Source organism: Lysinibacillus sp. NPDC092081 (genome assembly GCF_044755845.1).
Taxonomy (GTDB): Bacteria; Bacillota; Bacilli; order Bacillales_A; family Planococcaceae; genus Lysinibacillus.
On sequence record NZ_JBIVRU010000011.1, the window covers coordinates 22777 to 44371 of the forward strand.

The following is a 21595-nucleotide window of genomic DNA, read 5'->3' on the forward strand; positions in this document are numbered from 1 at the left end:
GTGCATATGCATTCATACAAAAAGTGCGTTATACTTATCATACTTACCTGCATAAAGGAGGATTTTTTTGTTACAAGTACTTTATATTTTCATTCCGATGCTTGCTGCAATATTTGTGCCACTTTTATATAAAAGCATTAAAAATATTCACACAGGCTGGTTTGTTCTTGCAGTACCTGCTACACTCGCGATTATTTACGCATCTTATATCGGAAAAGTAGCAGATGGTAAAGTATTTCTTCAAGAGCTTCCTTGGATTCCATCGCTTGATATTTCCATCGTTTCTTATTTAGATGGACTTAGCTTGCTATTCTCACTACTGATTACTGGAATTGGCTCATTGGTCGTACTTTACTCTATTTTTTACTTAGACAAACATAAAGAAAAATTACATAATTTTTATGTTTACCTATTATTATTTATGACCGCAATGCTAGGAGTAGTACAGTCAGATCATTTAATTTCTCTGTACTTCTTTTGGGAGCTAACATCTATTTCATCATTTTTACTGATCGGCTATTGGTATAACCGTGATGCCTCTCGATTTGGTGCACTTAAGTCAATGATGATTACAGTCGGTGGCGGCTTAATGATGTTAGGAGGATTCATCCTTCTTTATTTAATGGGAGGAACGTATTCAATCCGTGAACTTATTGTCATAGCACCTAGTTTAGTGCAGCATCCGCTGTTCACCTGGTCGCTCGTTTTAATACTTCTAGGAGCATTTACGAAATCTGCACAATTCCCATTCTACATTTGGTTACCAGATGCAATGGAAGCGCCAACACCAGTAAGTGCATACCTTCACTCTGCAACAATGGTAAAGGCAGGTATTTATTTAGTTGCACGCTTTACACCGATTTTCGCTGTTTCTGAACTTTGGGTATGGCTCGTTACAGGCGTAGGTATCTTAACGCTATTCTGGGGTTCGTTCTTTGCAGTGAAGCAAACAGATTTAAAAGGAATCCTTGCTTTCTCTACAGTGAGTCAGCTTGGACTTATTATGTCATTGCTCGGCGCTAGTGCTTTAGCGTTTCATGGCAATGGGGCAACAGATACTATTAAATTTGCTGCCTTTGCGGCTATTTTCCACCTGATCAACCATGCAACGTTTAAAGGAAGCCTATTCATGATTGCAGGTATTGTCGATCATGAAACAGGTACACGTGATATTCGTAAACTCGGTGGCTTAATGAGTATTATGCCGCTTAGCTTTACAGTCGCGGCAGTCGGAAGCTTATCAATGGCTGGTCTACCGCCATTTAACGGCTTCTTAAGTAAGGAAATGTTTTTAACTGCAATGCTTGCACTGCAAAATTTTGAATTTTTCGGCTTTGATACATGGGGAGCACTCTTCCCGATTGTCGCTTGGATTGCTAGTATATTTACATTTGTCTATAGCTTTTATTTTGTTTTCAGAACATTTACTGGTAAATATAAACCAGAAAAATTACCTCATAAACCTCACGAGGCACCGATTGGCATGCTGATTTCGCCGATGATTTTAGCAGCATTAGTCGTAACAATATTCTTTATTCCGAACCTAGTTGGGGATACTTTTGTAAAGCCAGCAGTACAAGCTATTCAGCCATTCTTATATGATTCTCCAAAGGATATTGATATTCATGTGGCAGCTTGGCATGGTGAAATTACACCTGAATTACTCATGACATTTGGCATAGTACTTGTTGGGGTTCTATTGTTTGTATCGTTACCGAAATGGCAGGGCATTTATCAAAAATTCCCTCGAGCTTTAACGTTAAATAATGCATACGACAAAATTATGCTCGGACTAGATGTTGGATTAAATCGTGTATCACGTCTTTATATGACAGGCTCTATGCGTCACTACCTGCTATATATGTTTAGTAGCATTGCGGCGATTGTAATCGGTTCTTTATTTGTGAAGAATGCCTTTACAGTCTCATTCCAAAATACTGCTCCTATTAATCCATACGAGATTATTTTAGTTGTGGTTTTACTAATTGGAACGGCCATTACAATTTTAGCAAAGTCACGTTTAACAGCGATTATAGGTCTTGGCGCTGTGGGCTACACAGTGGCATTATTCTTCGTTATTTTTAATGCTCCTGATTTAGCATTAACACAGCTTGTCATTGAAACGATTTCTGTTGCGCTATTTTTAATGGCATTTTACCATCTACCTAAGCTTGGAAAACGAGAAGAACGGATGAGATTCCAATTAAATCGAGCGATTGTTTCCATTGCAGTCGGTGTTATGGTTACGCTTTTAGCACTGTCCGCACATTCGCAAAAATTGATTCCAACTATTTCGAAGTATTATGAAGAAACCGTTTATTCAAAAGCCGGCGGTGGAAACATTGTTAACGTTATCTTAGTAGACTACCGTGGCTTTGATACATTATTTGAAATTACAGTGCTAGCTATTGCTGGAATGGCCATTTTAGCAATGATTAAGCTACGCATGAATAGAAAGGAGAAAACACATGAAAACAAATGATGTGATTTTACAATTTACAACAAAGTTTGTGTTCTTCATTATTTTCTTCTTCTCCATTCATATTTTTCTTGCTGGTCATTACACACCTGGGGGCGGCTTTGTAGGCGGACTTTTAACATCAAGTGCCATCGTGCTCTTAGTCCTTGCCTTTGATTTAAATACAGTTCGTAAGGTTTTACCTATAAATTATACGTATTTAACAGCAATTGGCTTACTACTAGCACTTGCAACAGCCGCTTTCCCAATGTTTGTAGGTAAACCGTTTTTCACACATTTCTTTGATTATTTCGATTTACCGCTTCTAGGCAAACAGTCATTACACACGGCTATGCTTTTTGATAGCGGTGTCTATTTGGTTGTTGTCGGCGTTACGATGACCATTATTCAAACGATTGGGGAGGATGAATAATGGAAATAATGATGGCGTTTGTCATAGGCTTTCTGTTTATGGCAGCGGTTTATTTAATCTTATCCAAAAGCTTATTGCGTATTATTATCGGGACAGGCCTTTTAAGTCACGGCGCTCATCTTCTCATTTTAACGATGGGCGGGCTAGGTGGAGAAGCACCACCTGTTTTAAAGGAAGGGGCAAAAACTTTTGCAGACCCATTACCACAGGCGCTTATTTTAACAGCGATTGTTATTAGTTTTGGGGTAACAGCTTTCTTCCTCGTACTTGCTTACCGTTCTTATCAGGAGCTCGAGACAGATGATATAAGCTTAATGAGAGGAAGTGATGAGGATGAATAACTTCCTTCTACTGCCGATTATCATTCCGTTCTTCTTCGGTATGATTTTAATGTTTGGGCAAAAAAACTTAAAATACCAACGTTCATTCGCATTACTTGGTATAGGGCTCGCACTTACATCAGCCATTTCACTGCTTTTAAAGGTGAAAAATGACGGTATCCAAAAGGTGACATTCGGAGATTGGCCTGTGCCATATGGCATTACAATGGTTTCTGATATGGTATCCGCACTGCTTGTCACAACATCGCTGCTGATTGCCCTCTTTGTTGTTTGGTATGGCTTTGGTTCCATCACAAAGGAACGTGAACGCTTCTTCTATTATCCTGGGATTATGTTTATTTTAACTGGGGTGAACGGGGCATTTACGACAGGTGATATTTTTAACCTTTTCGTGTTCTTCGAGGTATTGTTAATGGCCTCTTATCTACTCATTGTTCTTGGGGGCGAAAAAGGACAGCTTAAAGGTTCAATTAAATATATTTTAATTAATGTTATTTCATCTGCATTTTTTGTTATTACAGTTGCCTACCTATACTCTGTAGTAGGTACTTTAAACATGGCAGATATTGCAGTAAAGATTGCAGAAATTAATCAGCCAGGTATCGTTACTGTTATAGCTGTACTATTTTTAATGGTATTTGGGTTAAAAGCAGCTATTTTCCCACTATACTTCTGGCTGCCTACTTCTTATGCGGCAGCTCCAATACCAGTGCTAACGCTATTTGGTGCACTTCTAACAAAGGTTGGTATTTATGCGATTACTCGAACATATACATTGTTCTTTGTTCATGATTTATCGTATACACATGATCTACTGATGGCACTAGCAGTTGCAACAATTATTGCGGGCTGTATCGGTGCACTTGCCTACCATGATGTGAAGCTCATCATTATCTATAATATTGTCATTGCTGTAGGTGTTATTTTATTCGGTGTATCTCAAATGAATGAAATATCCCTAAAAGGTGCCATGTTCTATTTAATTCATGACATGCTTATAAAAGCAGCGCTCTTTATGTTAATAGGTATAATCATCTACATTACGGGTACATCTGATTTACGAAAAATGGGCGGTCTTATGAATAAATATCCCGCTCTCGGTTGGTGCTATTTAATTGCAGCATTTGGTTTAGCAGGGATACCTCCACTTAGTGGCTTCGTTGGAAAGCTATTAATTGTACAGGGAGGTTTTGAAGCAGGCAGTAAATGGAGCAGTATTTTTATTTTAGCTTCGTCTCTTCTCGTTTTATTGTCTGTTATTCGTATTTTCCTTTATGCCTTTTGGGGTGAAGAAAAAAAAACAACGGGTACTGTCGATAAAAAAGTCTACAACACACTATTTGTGCCTACTGTTCTTTTAGTGCTCATTACTGTAGCGTATGGTGTAGGCTCTGAATGGATTACTCCATTTATGGACGATGCAGCAAAACTATTAAGTGATCCATCTATTTATATAGATGCTGTAATGAAGGGGGATTAGAGATATGGCATTTCAAATTATTTTAAATGTTGTACTTGCCTTCGTTTGGATGTTCCTTTCTTCTAATTATACAGCAACAGGTTTTATCATTGGGTTCATTCTCGGTATTGTATTACTCATTATTATGCGTAGATTTTTTACTGCCCGTCTTTACGTCTACCGTATATGGGCAATCATTAAACTGACTTTACTCTTTTTAAAGGAGTTAGTGTTAGCGAATATACAAGTTCTTCAAGTGGTCTTAAAGCCAAAGTTGGATATGCAGCCTGCGTTCTTTGCCTATCCTACTGTTTTAACAGAAGAATGGGAAATTACTTTATTATCGAGTCTCATTACGTTAACACCTGGTACTGTAGTAGTGCACGTATCAGATGATGCAAGAACTTTGTATGTGCATGCGATCGACATTAGTGATGTCGATGAAGCCATTACAGCAATTCGAGATTCATTTGAGAAAGCGATTTTGGAGGTGAGTAAATCATGACAACGTTTATTATTGCTTCGATTGTAGTGATTTGCTTATCAATGATTGCAGTCATTTATCGAATGGTTAAAGGACCTTCTGCATCCGATCGTGTGGTAGCATTGGATTCATTAGGTGTATCAGTCATCTCGCTAATTGGACTGTTTTCAGTACTGGTTGAAACAAGCTTCTTCCTAGAGATTATATTATTGTTAGCGATTTTATCGTTTATCGGTACTGTTGCTTTCTCTAAATTCATAGAGAAAGGAGATATCATTAAACGTGACAATTCTCGCTAATAGTTTAGTTATCTTTTTCATCTCTGTAGGGGTGCTATTTATTGTCGTGACAGCCATTGGTCTTGTCCGTTTACCTGATTTGTATACACGTGCTCACGCTGCTTCGAAAAGTGCAACGCTCGGTGTCATGTGCGTACTCATTGGCGTATTCTTTCATTTCTGGCTTATTGAAGATCACTTTAATCCCCGCATTTTGCTTGGTATACTGTTCCTGTTCATCACAGGTCCTGTTGGAGGGCATATTATGACTCGCTCCTCATACATCGCTGGCGTAAAACCTTGGAAAGGCACAATACACGACGAGCTTGGACCTGAAATTGACCGGATGAAAAAAGAACAAGGCATTAAATAACTTTTAGACAAAGACAAAAGAATCTGCTCGATTAATAAATCGAGCAGATCTTTTTTATATTTTCTAACATCAATTATGCCTCGGCATAATTGCGTCTGGAATCGGCTTTGTACTTAGGCCTGCAGGAGGGCCGAAACGATGTCGGTCATTTCGGTAATGCCACAGGACGTGGCGTTTTTACCGAAGCAGGTCAGTTAGCCGTTATCGCATGGATGCGATGATTTTAGGCTAACATCCTTTGTGAACTCCTTTCCGATTCCGTGACATCCGCCGGAGGCTTTGGGCCAACACGAGGTTGGTCACCCAGGCGTTTTCACAGGATGTGAAGTTTTTAGCCTGAGTTCCTCTATTTCAGCGGATTTTTGGACACCCGCTGAAAGAAGTTAAATATATCCTTTAGAAAATAAAATACTCGTTAGCTGTTCAACACATTCGTCTATTGAGTAATTTTCTGTATCTAAAATAATTTCTGCACGTTCTGGTTCCTCATATGGCGCACTAATACCCGTAAAGTTAGGAATTTCCGCATTACGTGCTTTTTTATAAAGACCTTTTGGATCACGCTTTTCACACGTCTCAACAGAACACTTCACATAGACCTCTATAAATTCCCCTGCTTCCACAAGCTCACGGACAACTTGACGATCTTCTCGGTAAGGTGAAATAAAAGCAGTTAGAACAATTTGTCCATTTTCCACAAAAAGCTTCGATACCTCTCCAATACGTCGTATATTTTCCTTTCGACCAGCTTCATCAAATCCTAAATCCTTATTTAAGCCATGGCGAACATTATCACCATCTAAGACAAATGCTTGATTGCCACGTTCAAAGAGTCGGCGTGCAAATGCATTCGCCACAGAAGATTTTCCAGATGCTGATAAACCGGTAAACCATAAAATAAAGCTTTGATGCTTGTTTTGTGTACGACGCTCCTCTTTCGTAATAGACGCTTCGTGCCAAACGATGTTTGAACTCACTTTATAACCTCCTGACGCATTCCTTTAATTAATACATCCACAACCTCTTTACGACTAAATGTACTTGGAGGCACTTCGCCATTACGCAACATTTCACGAACCTTAGTACCCGATAAAATGACATGCGCTGAGTTTTCATGTGGACAAGTTTTCGTCGTTGCCATGCCCTCACATTTGTTGCAATAGAAGCTATGGTCAAATTTTAATGGAATAATTCCTAATTCATCTTCCGTAAATTGTTCAAAGATTTTTTGTGCATCGTATGTACCATAGTAATCGCCAACACCTGCATGGTCACGCCCAACAATAAAGTGCGTACAGCCATAATTTTTTCGTACAAGTGCATGGAAAATAGCTTCCTTTGGTCCTGCATAACGCATCGCAGCTGGAAACACACCTAATTGCACACGATTTTCAGGATAATAATTTTTTAGTAAAACTTCGTAACTTTCCATGCGTATTGCGGCTGAAACATCGTCTGATTTCGTTTCTCCAACTAGTGGATTTAAAAATAACCCATCAATTGTTTCAAGTGCTGCCTTTTGAATGTATTCATGTGCTCGGTGCACAGGATTCCGTGTTTGGAAGCCAACAATTGTTTTCCAGCCCTTTTCTGCAAAAAGCTGGCGTGTTTCAAACGGATCAAATGAATAGGCTAGGAACTTTTGCTCTAGACGTTTTACTAATGTAATTTTTCCGCCCACATAAATACTTGGACGTTCATGCATCTTTTTAACACCAGGATGCTGTAAATCCTCCGTGCCGTAAATTAACAATGACTCTTTCCGTTTATTTGGCTCATAAATATCAGCAACTTCAATAACGCCATAAACAGCATCACCATATACTAATTTTGCCTCATCACCCTGCTGCAATGTTGCCGCTACATCCTTTGTTACAGGTAATGTAATCGGAATACTCCATACCACGCCTGACGCTAAACGTGTATGTTCAACTACTGATTCATAATCTTCCTGCGTTAAAAAGCCTTCAACCGGACTGTAACCACCGATAGCAATTAGCTCTAAATCACTAAGTGCAATGGCATCAAGCTCAATAACTTTATTTATATGCGTTACATCCTTCTCTGGATTAAAGGCTTGCACTAATAGTCCACCATGTGGTTGTAAACTCATCAAAATCTCCTCCTAATTTTTTTGAAATACTTAGTTTTATATTTAAGTTTATTTGCGCATTTTATTGATTTTTCATCTTAGGCAAATTGAGGCTTCTGCAATTGATCGGCTTCACTTCAAAAGTGATCGGGTTTACCTCTGATTTGATCAGCTCCCCTTCAAAATGTAATCCAGGTATTTAAATTCCTTCACCCGCATCGTATATTGAGCGCTCTTCTTCACGCATTGTTCGCATTAAGCTAATGACACCAAGTGTTCCAACAATAATACTGCCAATTAATACGATGGCATAGAAATCTTTCTCTAAAAATAGCTGTACTAAAAAATAGGAGATGGCTAATGAAAGGATTGGCGAGACAATCCAAATACGGATTATTTTTTTCACAATATGCTTATGGAAAATTTGTTTCCCGTCTTTGGCCATCCCCATTCCGATAATTGAAGAGGATGTTACTTGTGTTAAAGGCACGGGAAGCCCAAAGATAGAGCTTATACTGACTAGGAGTGCACCTGTACTCGATATTAGTATCCCTTCTGCCTTCTCAAAGCGTATAATTTTTTTACCGTTAGTTTCAAGCACTCGTTTTCCTAGCAGCATCGCGCCAAGCGCCACAAATGCCCCACCAAGCAATATTCCAGTTGTTACACTCATCATTCCTGCACCAACAAGAGGTCCAACTGCATTTGCTACGTTATTCATCCCTGCTGAAAATGCTTCGAAAAATCCAGCAAATACAAGAAGAATCGTTAATATTGGATGATCTTTTAACAAGCCCTTGACTCGTAATTTATACAGCCACTTCCCAAAGACAAATGCAATGACAAACGCTATGATTGGCACTATTACCCAAAATGATACGATGACAAGCAATGATTTAATATATAGCACTTTATAGGCAATCCCTACACCTACAACTGCTCCTACTGTCACTTCACTCGTCGATAATGGGATGCCTAAAAGATTAGCGATAAATAGTGAGCTTGTCGCAGAAATCAAAATAATAATGACAATCTTTACGGTAATGTACTCCTGTGGCATTATGCCGGAGCTAATTGTTTTTACAACCTCTCCACCTCCAAGAACTGCCCCGGTAAAAACACCCACTGAGCAAATGAGCAGTGCTTGCCAAGCTTTTTTGATGGCACCTGCTCCGTAAGCGACTCCCATTGAGGCTGCCGCCCCACTAGCACCAATATTCATCGCAAAAAATAAACTAATCGCTATTGCTACATATTCAAGCATGGCAAAACTCCTTTACTCATGTAATCCACACTCAGTTTTACCAGACCCCTGCCATCTGCCTGAACGTAAATCATCCATTGTAAATGCTGGTTTTGTACAATGCTCGCAGCCAATGCTTGGATAGCCTTTATCATGCAATGGATTGTACGGCAAATTATGCTTTGAAACATACCGCCAGACATCCTTCCATGTCCAATGAATGAGTGGACAAATTTTAATAGATTTAAATTTATCGTCAGGATTGATAAAGTTCATATTTTGTCGGGTTGGTGATTGTTCACGACGCAAGCCTGAAATCCAAGCCTTTGCTCCCGCTAACGCTTCATGTAACGGCACAATCTTGCGAATTTCACAGCATTTATTTGGATTGGAACTCCATAATTCATCGCCATATTGAGCTGCTTGTTGTTCGAGTGTAAGTGCTGGTTTTTGCATAATAATGTTCAGCTGCGGATATTTTTCTTTTACTTTATCAATCGTTTCATATGTTTCCTTAAAATGAACATCTGTATCTAAAAAGATAATCGTAGCATTAGGCTTCACCTTTGAAATAAGGTCAATTAAGACAATTCCCTCAATCCCAAAGCTACATGCATAGACGATATCCTCACCATATTCATCATAACTCCACTGTAAAACCTCTAGTGCAGCCTTATAAGTTTCGTCTACCTGAAAATTCAATGTTGGCTCATGCCAAGTTGCATATGTTAGCATATAATCCTCCTCATAACGAAAAAGAGGCGTTCTAACGAAAGACATATATATACATGTCTTTGCTAAAACGCCTCTAGTTTGACTAGCCAGCTTATTATTTAATGATTGTTCACTAGTATTGCCTACCTCGTTCTACAATCATTTTTCTTATTACCCAATATATACTAAAGTACACCTAGTAGTCAACTAGGTTTTTACAAAAAAATTCATTTCAATGAGTCCAGATTTTTATACTGTATTCTTGCAGATGATGATTTGGTAAAGAAACTTTATTTTTTAATTCCTTGTTGACTAATAGGAAATATATGTTTAATGTATAACTAAGCTTTGAAGCAAACCAATCTAAAACGCTGATCAGAGGATCTGAAGGCCATCTACTTATGACGATTATAAATCGTACTGGTAGGTGGCTTTTTGTATTCTCTAGACAAAAAAAGGAGTGATTTATTATGAAAAAAAGGAAACAACTTTTCCAATCGTTCGCACTTATATCTGCATTAACACTGACATTAACAGGTTGTGGTAGCAATTCTTCTGAAAAAGATACAGGTGCTCAGGATACCAAAAAACCTGTAGAGCTATTAAATGTATCTTATGATCCGACACGTGAGCTTTACGAGGAATTCAACAAAGATTTTATAAAAAAATGGAAGGATGAAACCGGTCAAGATGTAACCATAAAACAATCACATGGTGGCTCTGGTAAACAAGGTCGAGCTGTAATTGATGGTCTAGAGGCAGATGTTGTGACACTAGCACTAGCTTACGATATTGATGAAATTGCCCAAGCTCGAGGCCTATTAAATAAGGATTGGCAAACAAAATTTGAAAACAACTCTACACCTTATACATCGACTATTGTCTTTTTAGTACGCAAAGGTAATCCAAAGGGTATTAAAGACTGGAATGATTTAATTAAAGACGATGTATCTGTCATCACACCAAATCCTAAAACATCTGGTGGTGCACGTTGGAATTATTTAGCCGCTTGGGCTTATGCAGGGAAATTATATAAAAACGATGAGACAAAAATAAAAGAATTTATGAACGCTTTATATAGCAATGTAGAAGTGCTGGATTCTGGTGCACGCGGTGCTACCACAACATTTGTTGAGCGTAAAATCGGTGACGTCTTAATTACATGGGAAAATGAAGCCTATTTATCGCTCCATGAATTTGGTGATGAGTTTGATATCATTACACCTTCTTTAAGTATTTTAGCTGAGCCACCCGTGGCAATCGTTGACAAAATCGTAGATAAAAAAGGTACACGCGAAGTAGCAGAGGCTTATTTAAAGCATTTATATAGTAAGCGTGGGCAAGAAATTGCTGCGAAAAATTACTATCGACCACGAAATGAAAAAATTCTAGCAAAATATCAAGAGCAATTCCCTAAACTTGAACTTGTTTCAATCAATGATTTCGGTGGTTGGACAGAAGCACAAGCGAAGCATTTTAAAGATGATGGTACATTTGATGAAATTTATGTACCTCAATAAGGAGGCATGTCATGAGTAGTTTAACTGTTAATAAAAAAACACGACGCATTATGCCAGGTTTCCACATTTCTCTGGGCTTTACGATGTTATATGTTAGCTTGCTAGTCTTATTGCCACTATCGATGATTATTATTCATACAATGTCCTTAAGCTGGGCAGAGTTTGTTGATATTGTGACCGCTCCTCGCGCTGTTGCTTCCTATAAGGTAAGTTTCAGTACTGCACTCGCTGCTGGTTTACTAAATGTTATTTTTGGCACAATCATTGCTTGGGTACTTGTACGATACCACTTTCCGTTTAAACGAATCATTGATGGGCTTGTCGATTTACCATTTGCCTTACCTACCGCCGTAGCAGGCATTACCTTAACATCGCTCTATGCACCAAATGGTTGGATTGGTCAATTTTTCAATTTTAAAATTGTCTTTACACCCCTTGGTATCATTATTGCCCTAACATTTATAGGTCTACCGTTTGTCGTCCGTACTGTGCAGCCTGTCTTACAAAATATTAGCACTGAAGTTGAGGAGGCCTCTGCTAGTCTTGGAGCAACTCGTTTACAAACTTTCGGTAAAGTGATTTTGCCAGAGCTTGCCCCTGCTATTTTAACAGGTTTTTCATTAGCATTTGCACGTGCATTAGGAGAATATGGTTCTGTTGTTTTTATTGCTGGGAATATGCCGATGAAGACTGAAATTACGCCATTAATTATTATGACTAAGCTCGAGCAATATGACTATGCTGGTGCAACCGCTATTGCAGTAGTAATGCTTGTCACGTCCTTCATCCTATTATTTAGCATTAATTTCATACAATGGCTCACAAATCGTCGCTTTGTACATTAGGAGGTATTTATGGAACAGTCTACACTTATACAGCAAGTTGCACCTGAGAAAAATAATGCAGTGACAAAGTCTGTTGCCTTACAAGATCCACGCTTTGTCCGATATACGCTAACATTTATTGCATTAGCTTTTTTAGTGTTTTTTATTGTGCTTCCACTAGTATCAATTTTTTTCACTGCCTTTCAAAAAGGCGTAGACGTATATATTGCAGCTATCACACATCCAGATGCATTGGCAGCTATTAAGTTAACCTTAACAGTCGTAGCGATTGCAGTACCTTTAAACGCAATCTTTGGAGTTATGGCTGCTTGGGCTTTAACAAAATTCAACTTTAAAGGGAAAAACCTATTACTTACAATCGTTGATCTTCCTTTTGCAGTATCTCCTGTTATTGCAGGTTTAGTGTTTATTTTGTTATTTGGCTCACAGGGACTATTTGGGGATTGGCTATTTGAACATGACATTAAAATTGTTTTTGCGCTGCCTGGTATTGTTCTTGCTACTGTCTTTGTTACGTTGCCCTTTGTTGCACGGGAGCTAATTCCTCTTATGCAGACACAGGGTATTTCTGAAGAGGAGGCATCCATTTCACTTGGTGCCAATGGTTTTAAAACATTTTGGCATGTGACATTGCCAAATATCAAATGGGGCTTATTGTACGGCCTTATACTATGTAATGCTCGGGCAATCGGGGAATTTGGTGCCGTTTCTGTTGTATCAGGGCATATTCGAGGAATGACAAATACAATGCCCCTTCATATTGAAATTTTATACAATGAGTACCATTTTGCAGCAGCCTTCGCCGTTGCTTCATTGATGAGTGTGATTGCCATTATTACACTTATCGTTAAAGATATTGTTGCTTGGAAATCAAAATCATCTGTTTAAAGGAGGTATTGTCAACATGAGCATTCAAATTAATAATGTATCTAAAAAATTTGGTTCCTTTCAAGCTTTAGAAGATGTTTCACTTCATATTCAATCAGGGGAACTGGTTGCACTTCTCGGTCCATCTGGTTCTGGCAAAACTTCTTTACTACGCGTTATTGCTGGGCTTGAAACGTCAGATGTTGGCGAGATTTTATTTGACGGTCAATCGATGATAGACCGCCATCCAAAGGAGCGAAATGTAGGCTTTGTATTCCAGCATTATGCGCTTTTTCGCCATATGACAGTTTTTGAAAATGTCGCTTATGGTCTTAAAGTACGCCCCCGTAAAACAAGACCTTCTAAATTAGAAATAAAGGACAAAGTGATGGAGCTTTTACGACTCGTCAAACTTGAAAATTTTTCTGACCGTTACCCAACTCAGCTTTCAGGTGGGCAACGTCAGCGTGTTGCACTTGCTAGAGCCCTCGCCGTGGAGCCTAAGGTCCTTTTATTAGATGAACCTTTTGGAGCACTGGATGCTAAAGTGCGTAAAGAATTGCGTCGTTGGCTACGAAAGCTTCACAATGATTTTCATATTACAAGCATTTTTGTCACACACGATCAGGAAGAGGCACTTGATGTTGCAGACCAAATTGTCGTGATGAACAACGGCAAGATAGAGCAAATTGGTAGCCCAGACGACGTATACACAAACCCAAAGAGTCCTTTTGTTTATAATTTTTTAGGTAATGTGAATCTCTTTAAAGGACGGTTACATAATGGTAAGCTCATGCATGGTGAATTAGCGATTGATGTACCTGACGTACAGGAACATACAGAGGATCATGCAGTAGGCTATGTACGTCCCCATGATATTCATATTGAAAAAACTAACGTATCTGGCACCGTCCCCGTCAAAGTAAGCCATATTCACTTGCTCGGACCTATCGTGCAGCTTGAGCTACGTCGTGAAGATATAGATGAATTTTTAGAGGCAGAACTGACTAAAGAACAATTTACTAATCTTCAGCTTAAGGTTGGTGACCATGTATTTGTCAAACCAAAGCAATTAAAAGTCTTTACACCAGAAGATTTTTCCATTTAAAAAAGCCGTGTAGCAAATATCTTGCTACACGGCTCTTAGTTTATTTATGATGAAAATCTCGTCCGTCGTGAACAGCTATTACATAACCAGCACGAATAACAAAATCTCCGAAATGCTCGCCCTCTGAACGTTCCTTCGCGTAGTGCAGAAGGATTGGACGAAGCTCCGCTAAAATCTCCTCTTCACCTATATTTTCACGATAGATTTTATTGAGACGATCACCAGTAAAGCTTGCTCCTAAATACATATTATATTTCCCTGGACCTTTACCGATAAAGCCAATCTCAGCCATTGCTGCACGCGAGCAACCATTTGGACAGCCTGACATGCGAATAACGATTTCTGTATCGTTTAAGCCCGCTTCATCGATGATTGTTTCAATTTTTGTAATAAGAGAAGGCAAGTAACGCTCGGCTTCTGCCATAGCTAAACCACATGTTGGTAACGATACGCAAGCAATCGAATTACGACGCAATGCAGAATAGTGCGCTCCATCTGTAAGGTTATATTGCTCAATAATAGCAGCAATTTTTTTCTTCTTTTGCGGCGTTACATTACTAATCATTAAATTTTGGTTTGGCGTTAAGCGGAAATCACCCGTATGCACCTTCGCAATTTCACGTAATCCCGTTAGAAGCTCATAATTTTCAAAGTCCTTAATACGACCATTTTGAATAAATAATGTATAATGCCATTGGCCTTCTGTACCTTTAATCCAACCAAACTCATCACCTGTTCGATTAAAAGTAAATGGACGAGCCTCTTGAATATCCCAGCCTAGACGACGTGCTAGTTCTTCGTTAAACCATTCAAGTCCTCTTGCATCAATTGTATATTTAAAACGTGCATTTTTACGAACCGAACGATTCCCATAATCGCGCTGAATCGTAATAATTTTCTCCGCTGTTTCCAGTAGTTTGTCAGGTGTGATAAAGCCAATTATACGAGCAAGCTGTGGGTATGTTTCATGATCGCCATGTGTCATGCCCATTCCTCCACCAACAGCAACGTTAAAGCCTACTAGCTTACCCTCCTCAACAATTGCAATAAGTCCTATATCTTGTGAGAATACGTCCACATCATTACTTGGCGGAACAGCAATACCAATTTTAAATTTACGTGGCAAATATTGCGCACCGTATATAGGTTCAATTTCTTCATCCTGAGTGTCAACTACCTTTTCACCATCTAGCCATAGTTCATGGTAAGCTCGTGTTCTAGGTAGTAAATGCTCACTTAATTTGGCAGACCAATTATAGATTTCCTCATGTAATGCGGATTGGTTGGGATTCACATTACACATGACATTACGATTCACATCTCCGCAGGCAGCTAGAGAATCTAATAACACCTCATTAATTTCCTGCATATATTTTTTGACGTTCCATTTTAAAATGCCGTGCACTTGGAATGCCTGACGTGTCGTTAATTTTAAGGAGCCATTGCCATACTTTCTCGCCATTTCGTCCATTACTAGCCATTGAGTTGGTGTAGCTGCTCCGCCCGCTGTACGTACACGCACCATAAATTGATAGGCAGGCTCAAGCTTTTGACGCTGACGTTCATTACGAAGATCACGGTCGTCTTGTAAGTAACTACCATGAAACTTCATTAGACGGTTATCATCCTCTGGAATACCTGAGCTTAATGGATTATTCATCGTACGCTCTAATGTTCCTCGCAGATAATTGCTGTCGGTTTTAATACGCTCTACATCACTAGGTTTCCCTGGTTGCGGAGGTAAAATAATTTTCCCTGTCATTTGTTATCGCTCCTTTATTAATAGACGTCACGTTGATAGCGTTTCTGCTGTTTTAACTCATTGACAAAGGCTTTAGCTTCCTCTGGCGTTTTTTGTCCCTGTTGTTCAATAACGCGATGGATTATTGCATCAACATCAACCGCCATCGATTTTTTATCACCACAGACGTAAATGACAGCTCCTTGCTCTAGCCATTCATAAAAAGCAACAGCATTTTCCTCAATTTTATGTTGAACATATATTTTTCTATCTGTATCACGTGAGAAAGCGACATGCATTTGACTTAGTGTGCCTGAAGTAAGCCAACGCTGCAAATCTGTTTGATAAAGAAAGTCTGTGACAAAATGTTGATCACCAAAGATTAGCCAAGCTTTTCCTTCGACGCCTAGTTCCTCACGCTCCTCCAAAAATGCACGATACGGGGCAACACCTGTACCAGCACCAATCATAATAATCGGTGTGTCCTCATGCTCTGGTAATCTAAAGTTCGGATTTTTATGAACATATACCGGTAATGTTTCACCAATTTGAATACGCTCTGCAACGCTTCCGGAGCAAACGCCAAGACGTTGACGTCCATTCGTCTCATAGCTTACTTTCCCAATTGTTAAATGTACTTCTTCACTATTTGCCTTTTGACTACTAGCAATGGAATATAGACGTGCTGGAATTTTACGTAGTAAATCTACAAATTGCTGCGCATCCCATATAAATGGTGTGAAGTCTTCCACAACGTCAAGTAAATCTCTTCCTTTTACATAGTCCTTCCAGGATTCCGAGTCTGCAAGTAGCTTGGTAAATTCCTGATGGATCGTATAGGCACCAATTTTTTGTAACAATGGCTTAGACAACACTGTAATTTCTAGTTTTTTTTGCAATACATCCTTTAATGGCAGTGTTTCTTCAAAGACGTTTACCTCAGTTTGTGGATCAAACTGTAACGCTGTGATTAAAGCATCGACTAGCTTTTCATCATTTTCCGGTTGAATACCGATACTATCTCCTGGTTCGAAATCGAAACTTGCACCTTCGATGGATAATTCAATATGGCGTGTTTCCTTGTTTGATCCGCGGCCGTTTAAATTAATGTTTTCAAGTACTTCTGCATAAAACGGATTTTTACGAGAATATGTAGTGTCTCCTTGTGTTGTCTGATTTTGTGTAGTCGATGTAGCAGCTATATCCTTCTGTTGCAGCAACTCCTGCTGAACAGCTGAGAACCATTGTGCTGCAGTGTCATCATAATCTACATCACAATCCGTGCGAGGAATGATTAGAGTTGCCCCTAATTTTGCAAGTTGCTCATCAAAGTCCTTTCCTGTTTTACAGAAAAATTCATAAGAACTATCTCCTAAGGCTAGTACAGAATAATGAAGATGCTCTAACTTAGGAGCACGCTTACTATGCAAAAAATCATAGAACTGTATCGCTTGATCAGGCGGATCCCCTTCTCCATGTGTACTAACAATGAGCAAAAGATTCGTTACCTTTTTTAAATTATTTGGTTTAAACGTTGCTAACGATGAAATGGTCACATCCACATCCTTATCTTTCAAGGCTGAGGCATATTTTTCGGCTAATCCCTGGCTATTCCCTGTTTGTGAACCATATAAAATCGTCACTGTCTTGGTGCTTGTTATTGGCGTTACTTCTTCGACAACAGAATCAATAGTTGCTAGTGGTGCACTTAAATAGCCGTTTAACCACACCCTCTGTTCCCCTGTTAGTTTAGGAAGCAGCTCATTTAATAGCTTTACCTGCTCCTCATTAAATGGACTATTTACTACTTGCAGTTTCAATCTTGCCACCTCACGTATTCGTATCATTTTCTACTCTTGATAATTTGTCGGACTAAAACAATTGCTGAAAAAAGTTATCGAAGTCGTATTTTTTCCTTCTTTTCAATTTGGACCACATAGGAATTTTGAACTATCAATGTAATTGATCCGTGGTTCACAGTATTTAAAATTTGGCGAACATTATCTAATGCTAGATTTACATTTTCAGTCCTTTTATCTATCATTACAAAACACCTTCCTTAGTAAATCTTAATAATTGATAAATACGTTCCACTAAAACTTTCTTTACATTGTCGTCATAGCCTAAACTTTCACATAACATAACGTTCTTATTCTCATAATCTTGTAACCGCCTTGTTATGCTTTGGCGCAAAATCCCAGTAAACAACAAATACGGCACTATAAATACTTGATTGGTCCTATTCTTCTCTTGCTGTAACCATTCTTCAAACGTAGGACCCATTCCATATAAAAAGCATGTGTCTACAGCTTCATAAGCATATTTATCACGTAATCTTGCCGCAATTTTGGCTAAATCACTCTTTACCTCAGGATCGCTACTCCCACGACCTATAAGTAAAACACTTGCATTGCTAAAAGTTATCCTTGCCTCTAAAATTCTAGTCTGTATTGTATCAATTAATAGTTCATGGACACCAAGTGGCTCACCGTATGTAAATCGCACTTGTGGATGCTGTTTTTTTGCTTGATCAATCTCTCGTGGAATATCGTGCTTTGCATGCTGTGCAGCTAGCAATAAAATAGGCACGATGGCTATAGCTGTAGCCCCTCGGTTAATACAGCTTGCTATACCTTCAGCAATTGTTGGCGTCGCGAGTTCTAAAAAGCTAATTTCTTGAATCGGTATGTCAATCTCCTGTTGTACACTCTTTAGAAAGGTTATGGCTTGCTCTACTCCTGCCTTTACTCTACTTCCATGAGCGATATATAAAATAGCTTGCATGAACCCACATCCTTACACAGAAATTTCTGCTAACTGTGGCTGTGGAATGTTTTGCTCGAACCATTGAATTGTTTCCCTCAAAGTCACAACTTTCCCTACTACAATTACGCTTGGATTTTGAATATTTTCTCGCTGCACTAGTTCTTCAATATTATTTAAAGTACCTGTGACTGTTTTTTGTTGAGAAAATGTACCCCAATGAATGAGCGCTATTGGTGTTTCTTGATCACGCCCATACTTAAGCAGCTGCTGACGGATATAGGGAAGGTTACCAACCCCCATATAAATAGCAATCGTATCAATCCCCTTTGCTAGACTTTCCCATCGAATGGCATCATCCTTGCCCTCTCTCATATGTCCAGTGACCACTGCAAAACTTGAGCTTAAGTCACGATGTGTAACAGGAATCCCTGCATAAGCAGGCGCTGCTATCCCTGAAGTAATGCCAGGCACAATTTCAAATGGAATATTATGCTGAGCTAGCACCTCTGCTTCCTCAGCCCCCCTTCCAAAAACGAATGGATCGCCTCCCTTTAATCTCGTCACTATCAACCCTTGCTGTGCATAGCTGACAAGTGATTGATTAATTTGCTCTTGAATCATGGTGTGCTGCTGAGGTAGCTTACCGCAAAAGATGAGCTTAGCCTCTCGTTTAGCATAGGATAGTAGATTCTTATTAATGAGTCTGTCATACAGGATGACATCTGCACATTCGATACACCGCAATCCTTTTACCGTGATAAGATCCACATCGCCAGGACCAGCACCCACTATAAAAACTTTTCCCATTTGATTTCACTCCTTCTTGTCAGATAGAAAAAAAGACTCAAATTATTCATAGGCAGAGCAATGTCTGTGAATAATTTGAGCCTCTAGTTTGCTAGTCAGCTACGTATTTAATCCTTAGTAATATAATAAGAATAATATATAATATAGTATATTCTGTCAACAGTTTATTTAATGCCTAGAAAATGATTTTTCTTAAATTTACCCTATTAAAGGAAAAAACCAGGTGTCACTTGCTGACATCTGGTTTTTTTGAGATCTATTTTGTTTAAATTAAAATCTACGAGGACCTCTAAATGGGCCTCTAAATGGACCTCTAAATGGACCCGGTCTGAAAAACGGTGGTCCGAAAAACGGTGGTCCGTAAAACCCTGGTCCGTAAAACGGTGGGAATGGTCGGTAAAACGGCCCACCCCAAAAGCCTCCTGGATAACCTCCGAAAAATGTCATAAGCTTCCTCCCTTTTTTACTCTATCTTATGTAGGAGGATACATATATCACATGTCTATCGCCTATTCTATTTTTCTTCTCCTAAACGTTGCACAAAATTTGCTAGTGTACGTACCATTACACCTGTACCACCTTTTGGGCCTAAGTCATGTATAGCAATCGCATCTGACGTTCCTGCAATATCTAGGTGAATCCATGGTGTATCACCAACAAACTCACCAACAAAGCCTCCTCCAAAAATCATGTGTCCATCACGACCAGGAGAATTATTTAAATCGGCGACGTCGGATTTACGAATTCGTTTTTTATCATTTTCTGTTAAAGGCATGCGCCAAACAAATTCATCAGTCTCCTGAGCAGCTTCCATGAAAGCAGCAAAGAATTCATCGTCATTAGAAAGTGCACCTGTTTTATCCATACCAAGTGCTGTAATCACTCCACCTGTTAACGTTGCAACATCGATCAGGGAAGTAGCTCCTTGTTGTTTAGCATATGTAGTAGCATCTGCTAATACTAAACGTCCTTCTGCATCGGTATTTAAAACTTCTACCGTCTTACCACTATATGTCGTAATAACATCGTCCGGCTTAAATGCTGTGCCAGATACCATATTATCGGTAGAACCAATAACTGCTACGACATTTTTATTAGGACGTAATTCACCGATGATTTTCATGGCACCTAGCACTGCTGCCGCACCGCCCATATCACCCTTCATGCCTACCATTGCATCTTTTGGCTTTAAAGAATAACCACCTGTATCATACGTAACCCCCTTGCCGACAAGGCCAATTGGATCATCAAAATCTTCAGTCGCTTTATATTTTAATGTGATTAAACGAGGTTCTTCAAGGGAGCCTTGATTGACACATAAAATACCACCCATACCAAGCTCCTCTAATTGTGCTTTATCTAAAATTTCAACTTCAAAACCGTACTCGACTGCAAGAGACTCTGCGTAATTAGCTAAGTCTGTCGCTGTCAGTAAGTTTGGTGGTAAATTAATTAAGCTACGCGCTTCATTTACTGCATTTGCATAAATAGCGCCAACTTCAAAGCTTGCTACCACTTCATCTAAATCATCAGCAGTCGTCACAAGATGAACAGCGTCAATACGTTTATCTACTTCATTTGATGTTGTTTTGTAATGAGGAATTGAATAATAACCAAGACTTGTTCCTTCACCAGCTAAAAATGCAACATCTGTTACTGTAATCGACTCTGTCGTAAACGACTCAAGCCAAATTGAATATTCTTTAACCTTTAACGCTTTTAATTCCTTACCAACCAATCCAAATGCTGCACGAACATCGCCTTCTGTTAAGTTTTTACGTTCATCTAAACCAACAAATAAAATGCGTTTAAGACTTGCGTGTCCCTTCAAGAATGGCAATTTCGTAACATTTTTTAGCTCAGTAGATACATCCCCTGTACCAATCCACTCATCAAGGGATTCTCCGTAAAATGATGAAAAGCTTGCCCAATCCTGCATTTGCTCACGATGTTTAGAGACTCCTACTACTAACATTTCAGTAGAAATCGTTTCATATGTTTTTGCTTCTTTTACAATATGCATGTTAAATTCCTCCATTCAATATTCTATTATACCTAAGTTTCAG

General features: G+C 39.0%; 22 protein-coding genes. 11 read left to right on the forward strand and 11 right to left on the reverse strand.

What is annotated here, in order from left to right:
• Window positions 1-67: 67 nt before the first annotated feature.
• Genes ACIQLB_RS15800 through mnhG form a run of 7 tightly spaced genes read left to right on the forward strand, consistent with a single transcriptional unit; the run spans window position 68 to window position 5826 of the window.
• Window positions 68-2482 carry a Na+/H+ antiporter subunit A gene (locus ACIQLB_RS15800; RefSeq protein ID WP_400727572.1) on the forward strand — a complete coding sequence of 805 codons (2415 nt, stop codon included), beginning with the start codon at window positions 68-70 and terminating at the stop codon, window positions 2480-2482.
• Window positions 2469-2891 (forward strand): Na(+)/H(+) antiporter subunit B, encoded by a 423-nt coding sequence (locus ACIQLB_RS15805; protein ID WP_400727575.1) that lies wholly within the window; start codon window positions 2469-2471, stop codon window positions 2889-2891. Before ACIQLB_RS15800 ends, ACIQLB_RS15805 begins: the two co-directional genes overlap by 14 nt.
• A complete protein-coding gene (locus ACIQLB_RS15810) occupies window positions 2891-3232 on the forward strand; it encodes a Na(+)/H(+) antiporter subunit C (RefSeq protein WP_142510534.1) in 342 nt (113 codons plus the stop codon). Before ACIQLB_RS15805 ends, ACIQLB_RS15810 begins: the two co-directional genes overlap by 1 nt.
• Entirely contained in the window at window positions 3225-4712 is a 1488-nt protein-coding gene (locus tag ACIQLB_RS15815) for a Na+/H+ antiporter subunit D (protein WP_400727578.1), read from the forward strand. Before ACIQLB_RS15810 ends, ACIQLB_RS15815 begins: the two co-directional genes overlap by 8 nt.
• Before the next feature lie 4 nt (window positions 4713-4716).
• Window positions 4717-5196, forward strand: a complete 480-nt coding sequence (locus tag ACIQLB_RS15820; protein ID WP_400727581.1) for a Na+/H+ antiporter subunit E — start codon at window positions 4717-4719, stop codon at window positions 5194-5196.
• The gene (locus tag ACIQLB_RS15825) at window positions 5193-5474 is read left to right on the forward strand and encodes a Na(+)/H(+) antiporter subunit F1 (RefSeq protein WP_142510536.1); all 282 of its coding nucleotides are present in this window, start codon (window positions 5193-5195) and stop codon (window positions 5472-5474) included. The genes ACIQLB_RS15820 and ACIQLB_RS15825 overlap by 4 nt, the downstream gene beginning before the upstream one ends.
• On the forward strand, window positions 5458-5826 hold the full coding sequence (gene mnhG, locus ACIQLB_RS15830; RefSeq protein ID WP_132361712.1) for a monovalent cation/H(+) antiporter subunit G: 369 nt from the start codon (window positions 5458-5460) through the stop codon (window positions 5824-5826). The genes ACIQLB_RS15825 and mnhG overlap by 17 nt, the downstream gene beginning before the upstream one ends.
• Before the next feature lie 383 nt (window positions 5827-6209).
• On the opposite strand, the gene cysC is transcribed toward mnhG, so the two are convergent.
• The 4 genes from cysC to ACIQLB_RS15850 all read right to left on the reverse strand — a co-directional run bounded on the left by cysC (window position 6210) and on the right by ACIQLB_RS15850 (window position 9896).
• Window positions 6210-6803 (reverse strand): adenylyl-sulfate kinase, encoded by a 594-nt coding sequence (gene cysC / locus ACIQLB_RS15835; RefSeq protein WP_400727585.1) that lies wholly within the window; start codon window positions 6801-6803, stop codon window positions 6210-6212.
• Window positions 6800-7939, reverse strand: coding sequence for a sulfate adenylyltransferase (gene sat / locus ACIQLB_RS15840; RefSeq protein ID WP_400727588.1), 1140 nt, complete (start codon window positions 7937-7939; stop codon window positions 6800-6802). The genes cysC and sat overlap by 4 nt, the downstream gene beginning before the upstream one ends.
• A gap of 178 nt (window positions 7940-8117) precedes the next feature.
• Window positions 8118-9182 (reverse strand): sulfate permease, encoded by a 1065-nt coding sequence (locus tag ACIQLB_RS15845; RefSeq protein ID WP_400727591.1) that lies wholly within the window; start codon window positions 9180-9182, stop codon window positions 8118-8120.
• A gap of 12 nt (window positions 9183-9194) precedes the next feature.
• The gene (locus ACIQLB_RS15850; RefSeq protein WP_400727594.1) at window positions 9195-9896 is read right to left on the reverse strand and encodes a phosphoadenylyl-sulfate reductase; all 702 of its coding nucleotides are present in this window, start codon (window positions 9894-9896) and stop codon (window positions 9195-9197) included.
• A gap of 449 nt (window positions 9897-10345) precedes the next feature.
• On the opposite strand from ACIQLB_RS15850, the gene ACIQLB_RS15855 reads away from it, so the two are divergent.
• From ACIQLB_RS15855 to ACIQLB_RS15870, 4 genes are read left to right on the forward strand one after another with little or no spacing between them, the layout of a single operon-like run.
• A complete protein-coding gene (locus ACIQLB_RS15855; RefSeq protein ID WP_400727597.1) occupies window positions 10346-11395 on the forward strand; it encodes a sulfate ABC transporter substrate-binding protein in 1050 nt (349 codons plus the stop codon).
• Between the two features lie 11 nt (window positions 11396-11406).
• The gene (gene cysT, locus ACIQLB_RS15860) at window positions 11407-12240 is read left to right on the forward strand and encodes a sulfate ABC transporter permease subunit CysT (RefSeq protein WP_400727600.1); all 834 of its coding nucleotides are present in this window, start codon (window positions 11407-11409) and stop codon (window positions 12238-12240) included.
• A gap of 9 nt (window positions 12241-12249) precedes the next feature.
• Window positions 12250-13128, forward strand: a complete 879-nt coding sequence (gene cysW, locus ACIQLB_RS15865; protein ID WP_400727603.1) for a sulfate ABC transporter permease subunit CysW — start codon at window positions 12250-12252, stop codon at window positions 13126-13128.
• A gap of 16 nt (window positions 13129-13144) precedes the next feature.
• Window positions 13145-14215: a sulfate/molybdate ABC transporter ATP-binding protein gene (locus ACIQLB_RS15870; protein WP_400727606.1), complete on the forward strand. Its 1071-nt coding sequence runs from the start codon at window positions 13145-13147 to the stop codon at window positions 14213-14215.
• A gap of 40 nt (window positions 14216-14255) precedes the next feature.
• Here ACIQLB_RS15870 and cysI read toward each other — a convergent pair whose 3' ends face one another.
• The 7 genes from cysI to ACIQLB_RS15905 all read right to left on the reverse strand — a co-directional run bounded on the left by cysI (window position 14256) and on the right by ACIQLB_RS15905 (window position 21552).
• On the reverse strand, window positions 14256-15977 hold the full coding sequence (cysI, locus tag ACIQLB_RS15875) for an assimilatory sulfite reductase (NADPH) hemoprotein subunit (RefSeq protein ID WP_400727609.1): 1722 nt from the start codon (window positions 15975-15977) through the stop codon (window positions 14256-14258).
• 17 nt (window positions 15978-15994) lie between these two features.
• A complete protein-coding gene (locus ACIQLB_RS15880) occupies window positions 15995-17776 on the reverse strand; it encodes an assimilatory sulfite reductase (NADPH) flavoprotein subunit (protein ID WP_400727612.1) in 1782 nt (593 codons plus the stop codon).
• Window positions 17777-17850: 74 nt separating this feature from the next.
• On the reverse strand, window positions 17851-18000 hold the full coding sequence (locus ACIQLB_RS15885) for a YezD family protein (protein WP_370042262.1): 150 nt from the start codon (window positions 17998-18000) through the stop codon (window positions 17851-17853).
• Complete coding sequence (locus ACIQLB_RS15890) at window positions 18000-18740, reverse strand: sirohydrochlorin chelatase (protein ID WP_400727615.1); 741 nt, start codon at window positions 18738-18740, stop codon at window positions 18000-18002. Before ACIQLB_RS15890 ends, ACIQLB_RS15885 begins: the two co-directional genes overlap by 1 nt.
• A 12-nt stretch (window positions 18741-18752) precedes the next feature.
• On the reverse strand, window positions 18753-19529 hold the full coding sequence (gene cobA, locus ACIQLB_RS15895) for a uroporphyrinogen-III C-methyltransferase (RefSeq protein WP_400727618.1): 777 nt from the start codon (window positions 19527-19529) through the stop codon (window positions 18753-18755).
• A gap of 270 nt (window positions 19530-19799) precedes the next feature.
• Entirely contained in the window at window positions 19800-19976 is a 177-nt protein-coding gene (locus ACIQLB_RS15900; RefSeq protein WP_400727621.1) for a hypothetical protein, read from the reverse strand.
• 67 nt (window positions 19977-20043) lie between these two features.
• Window positions 20044-21552: a leucyl aminopeptidase gene (locus ACIQLB_RS15905; RefSeq protein ID WP_400727624.1), complete on the reverse strand. Its 1509-nt coding sequence runs from the start codon at window positions 21550-21552 to the stop codon at window positions 20044-20046.
• Window positions 21553-21595 lie beyond the last annotated feature (43 nt).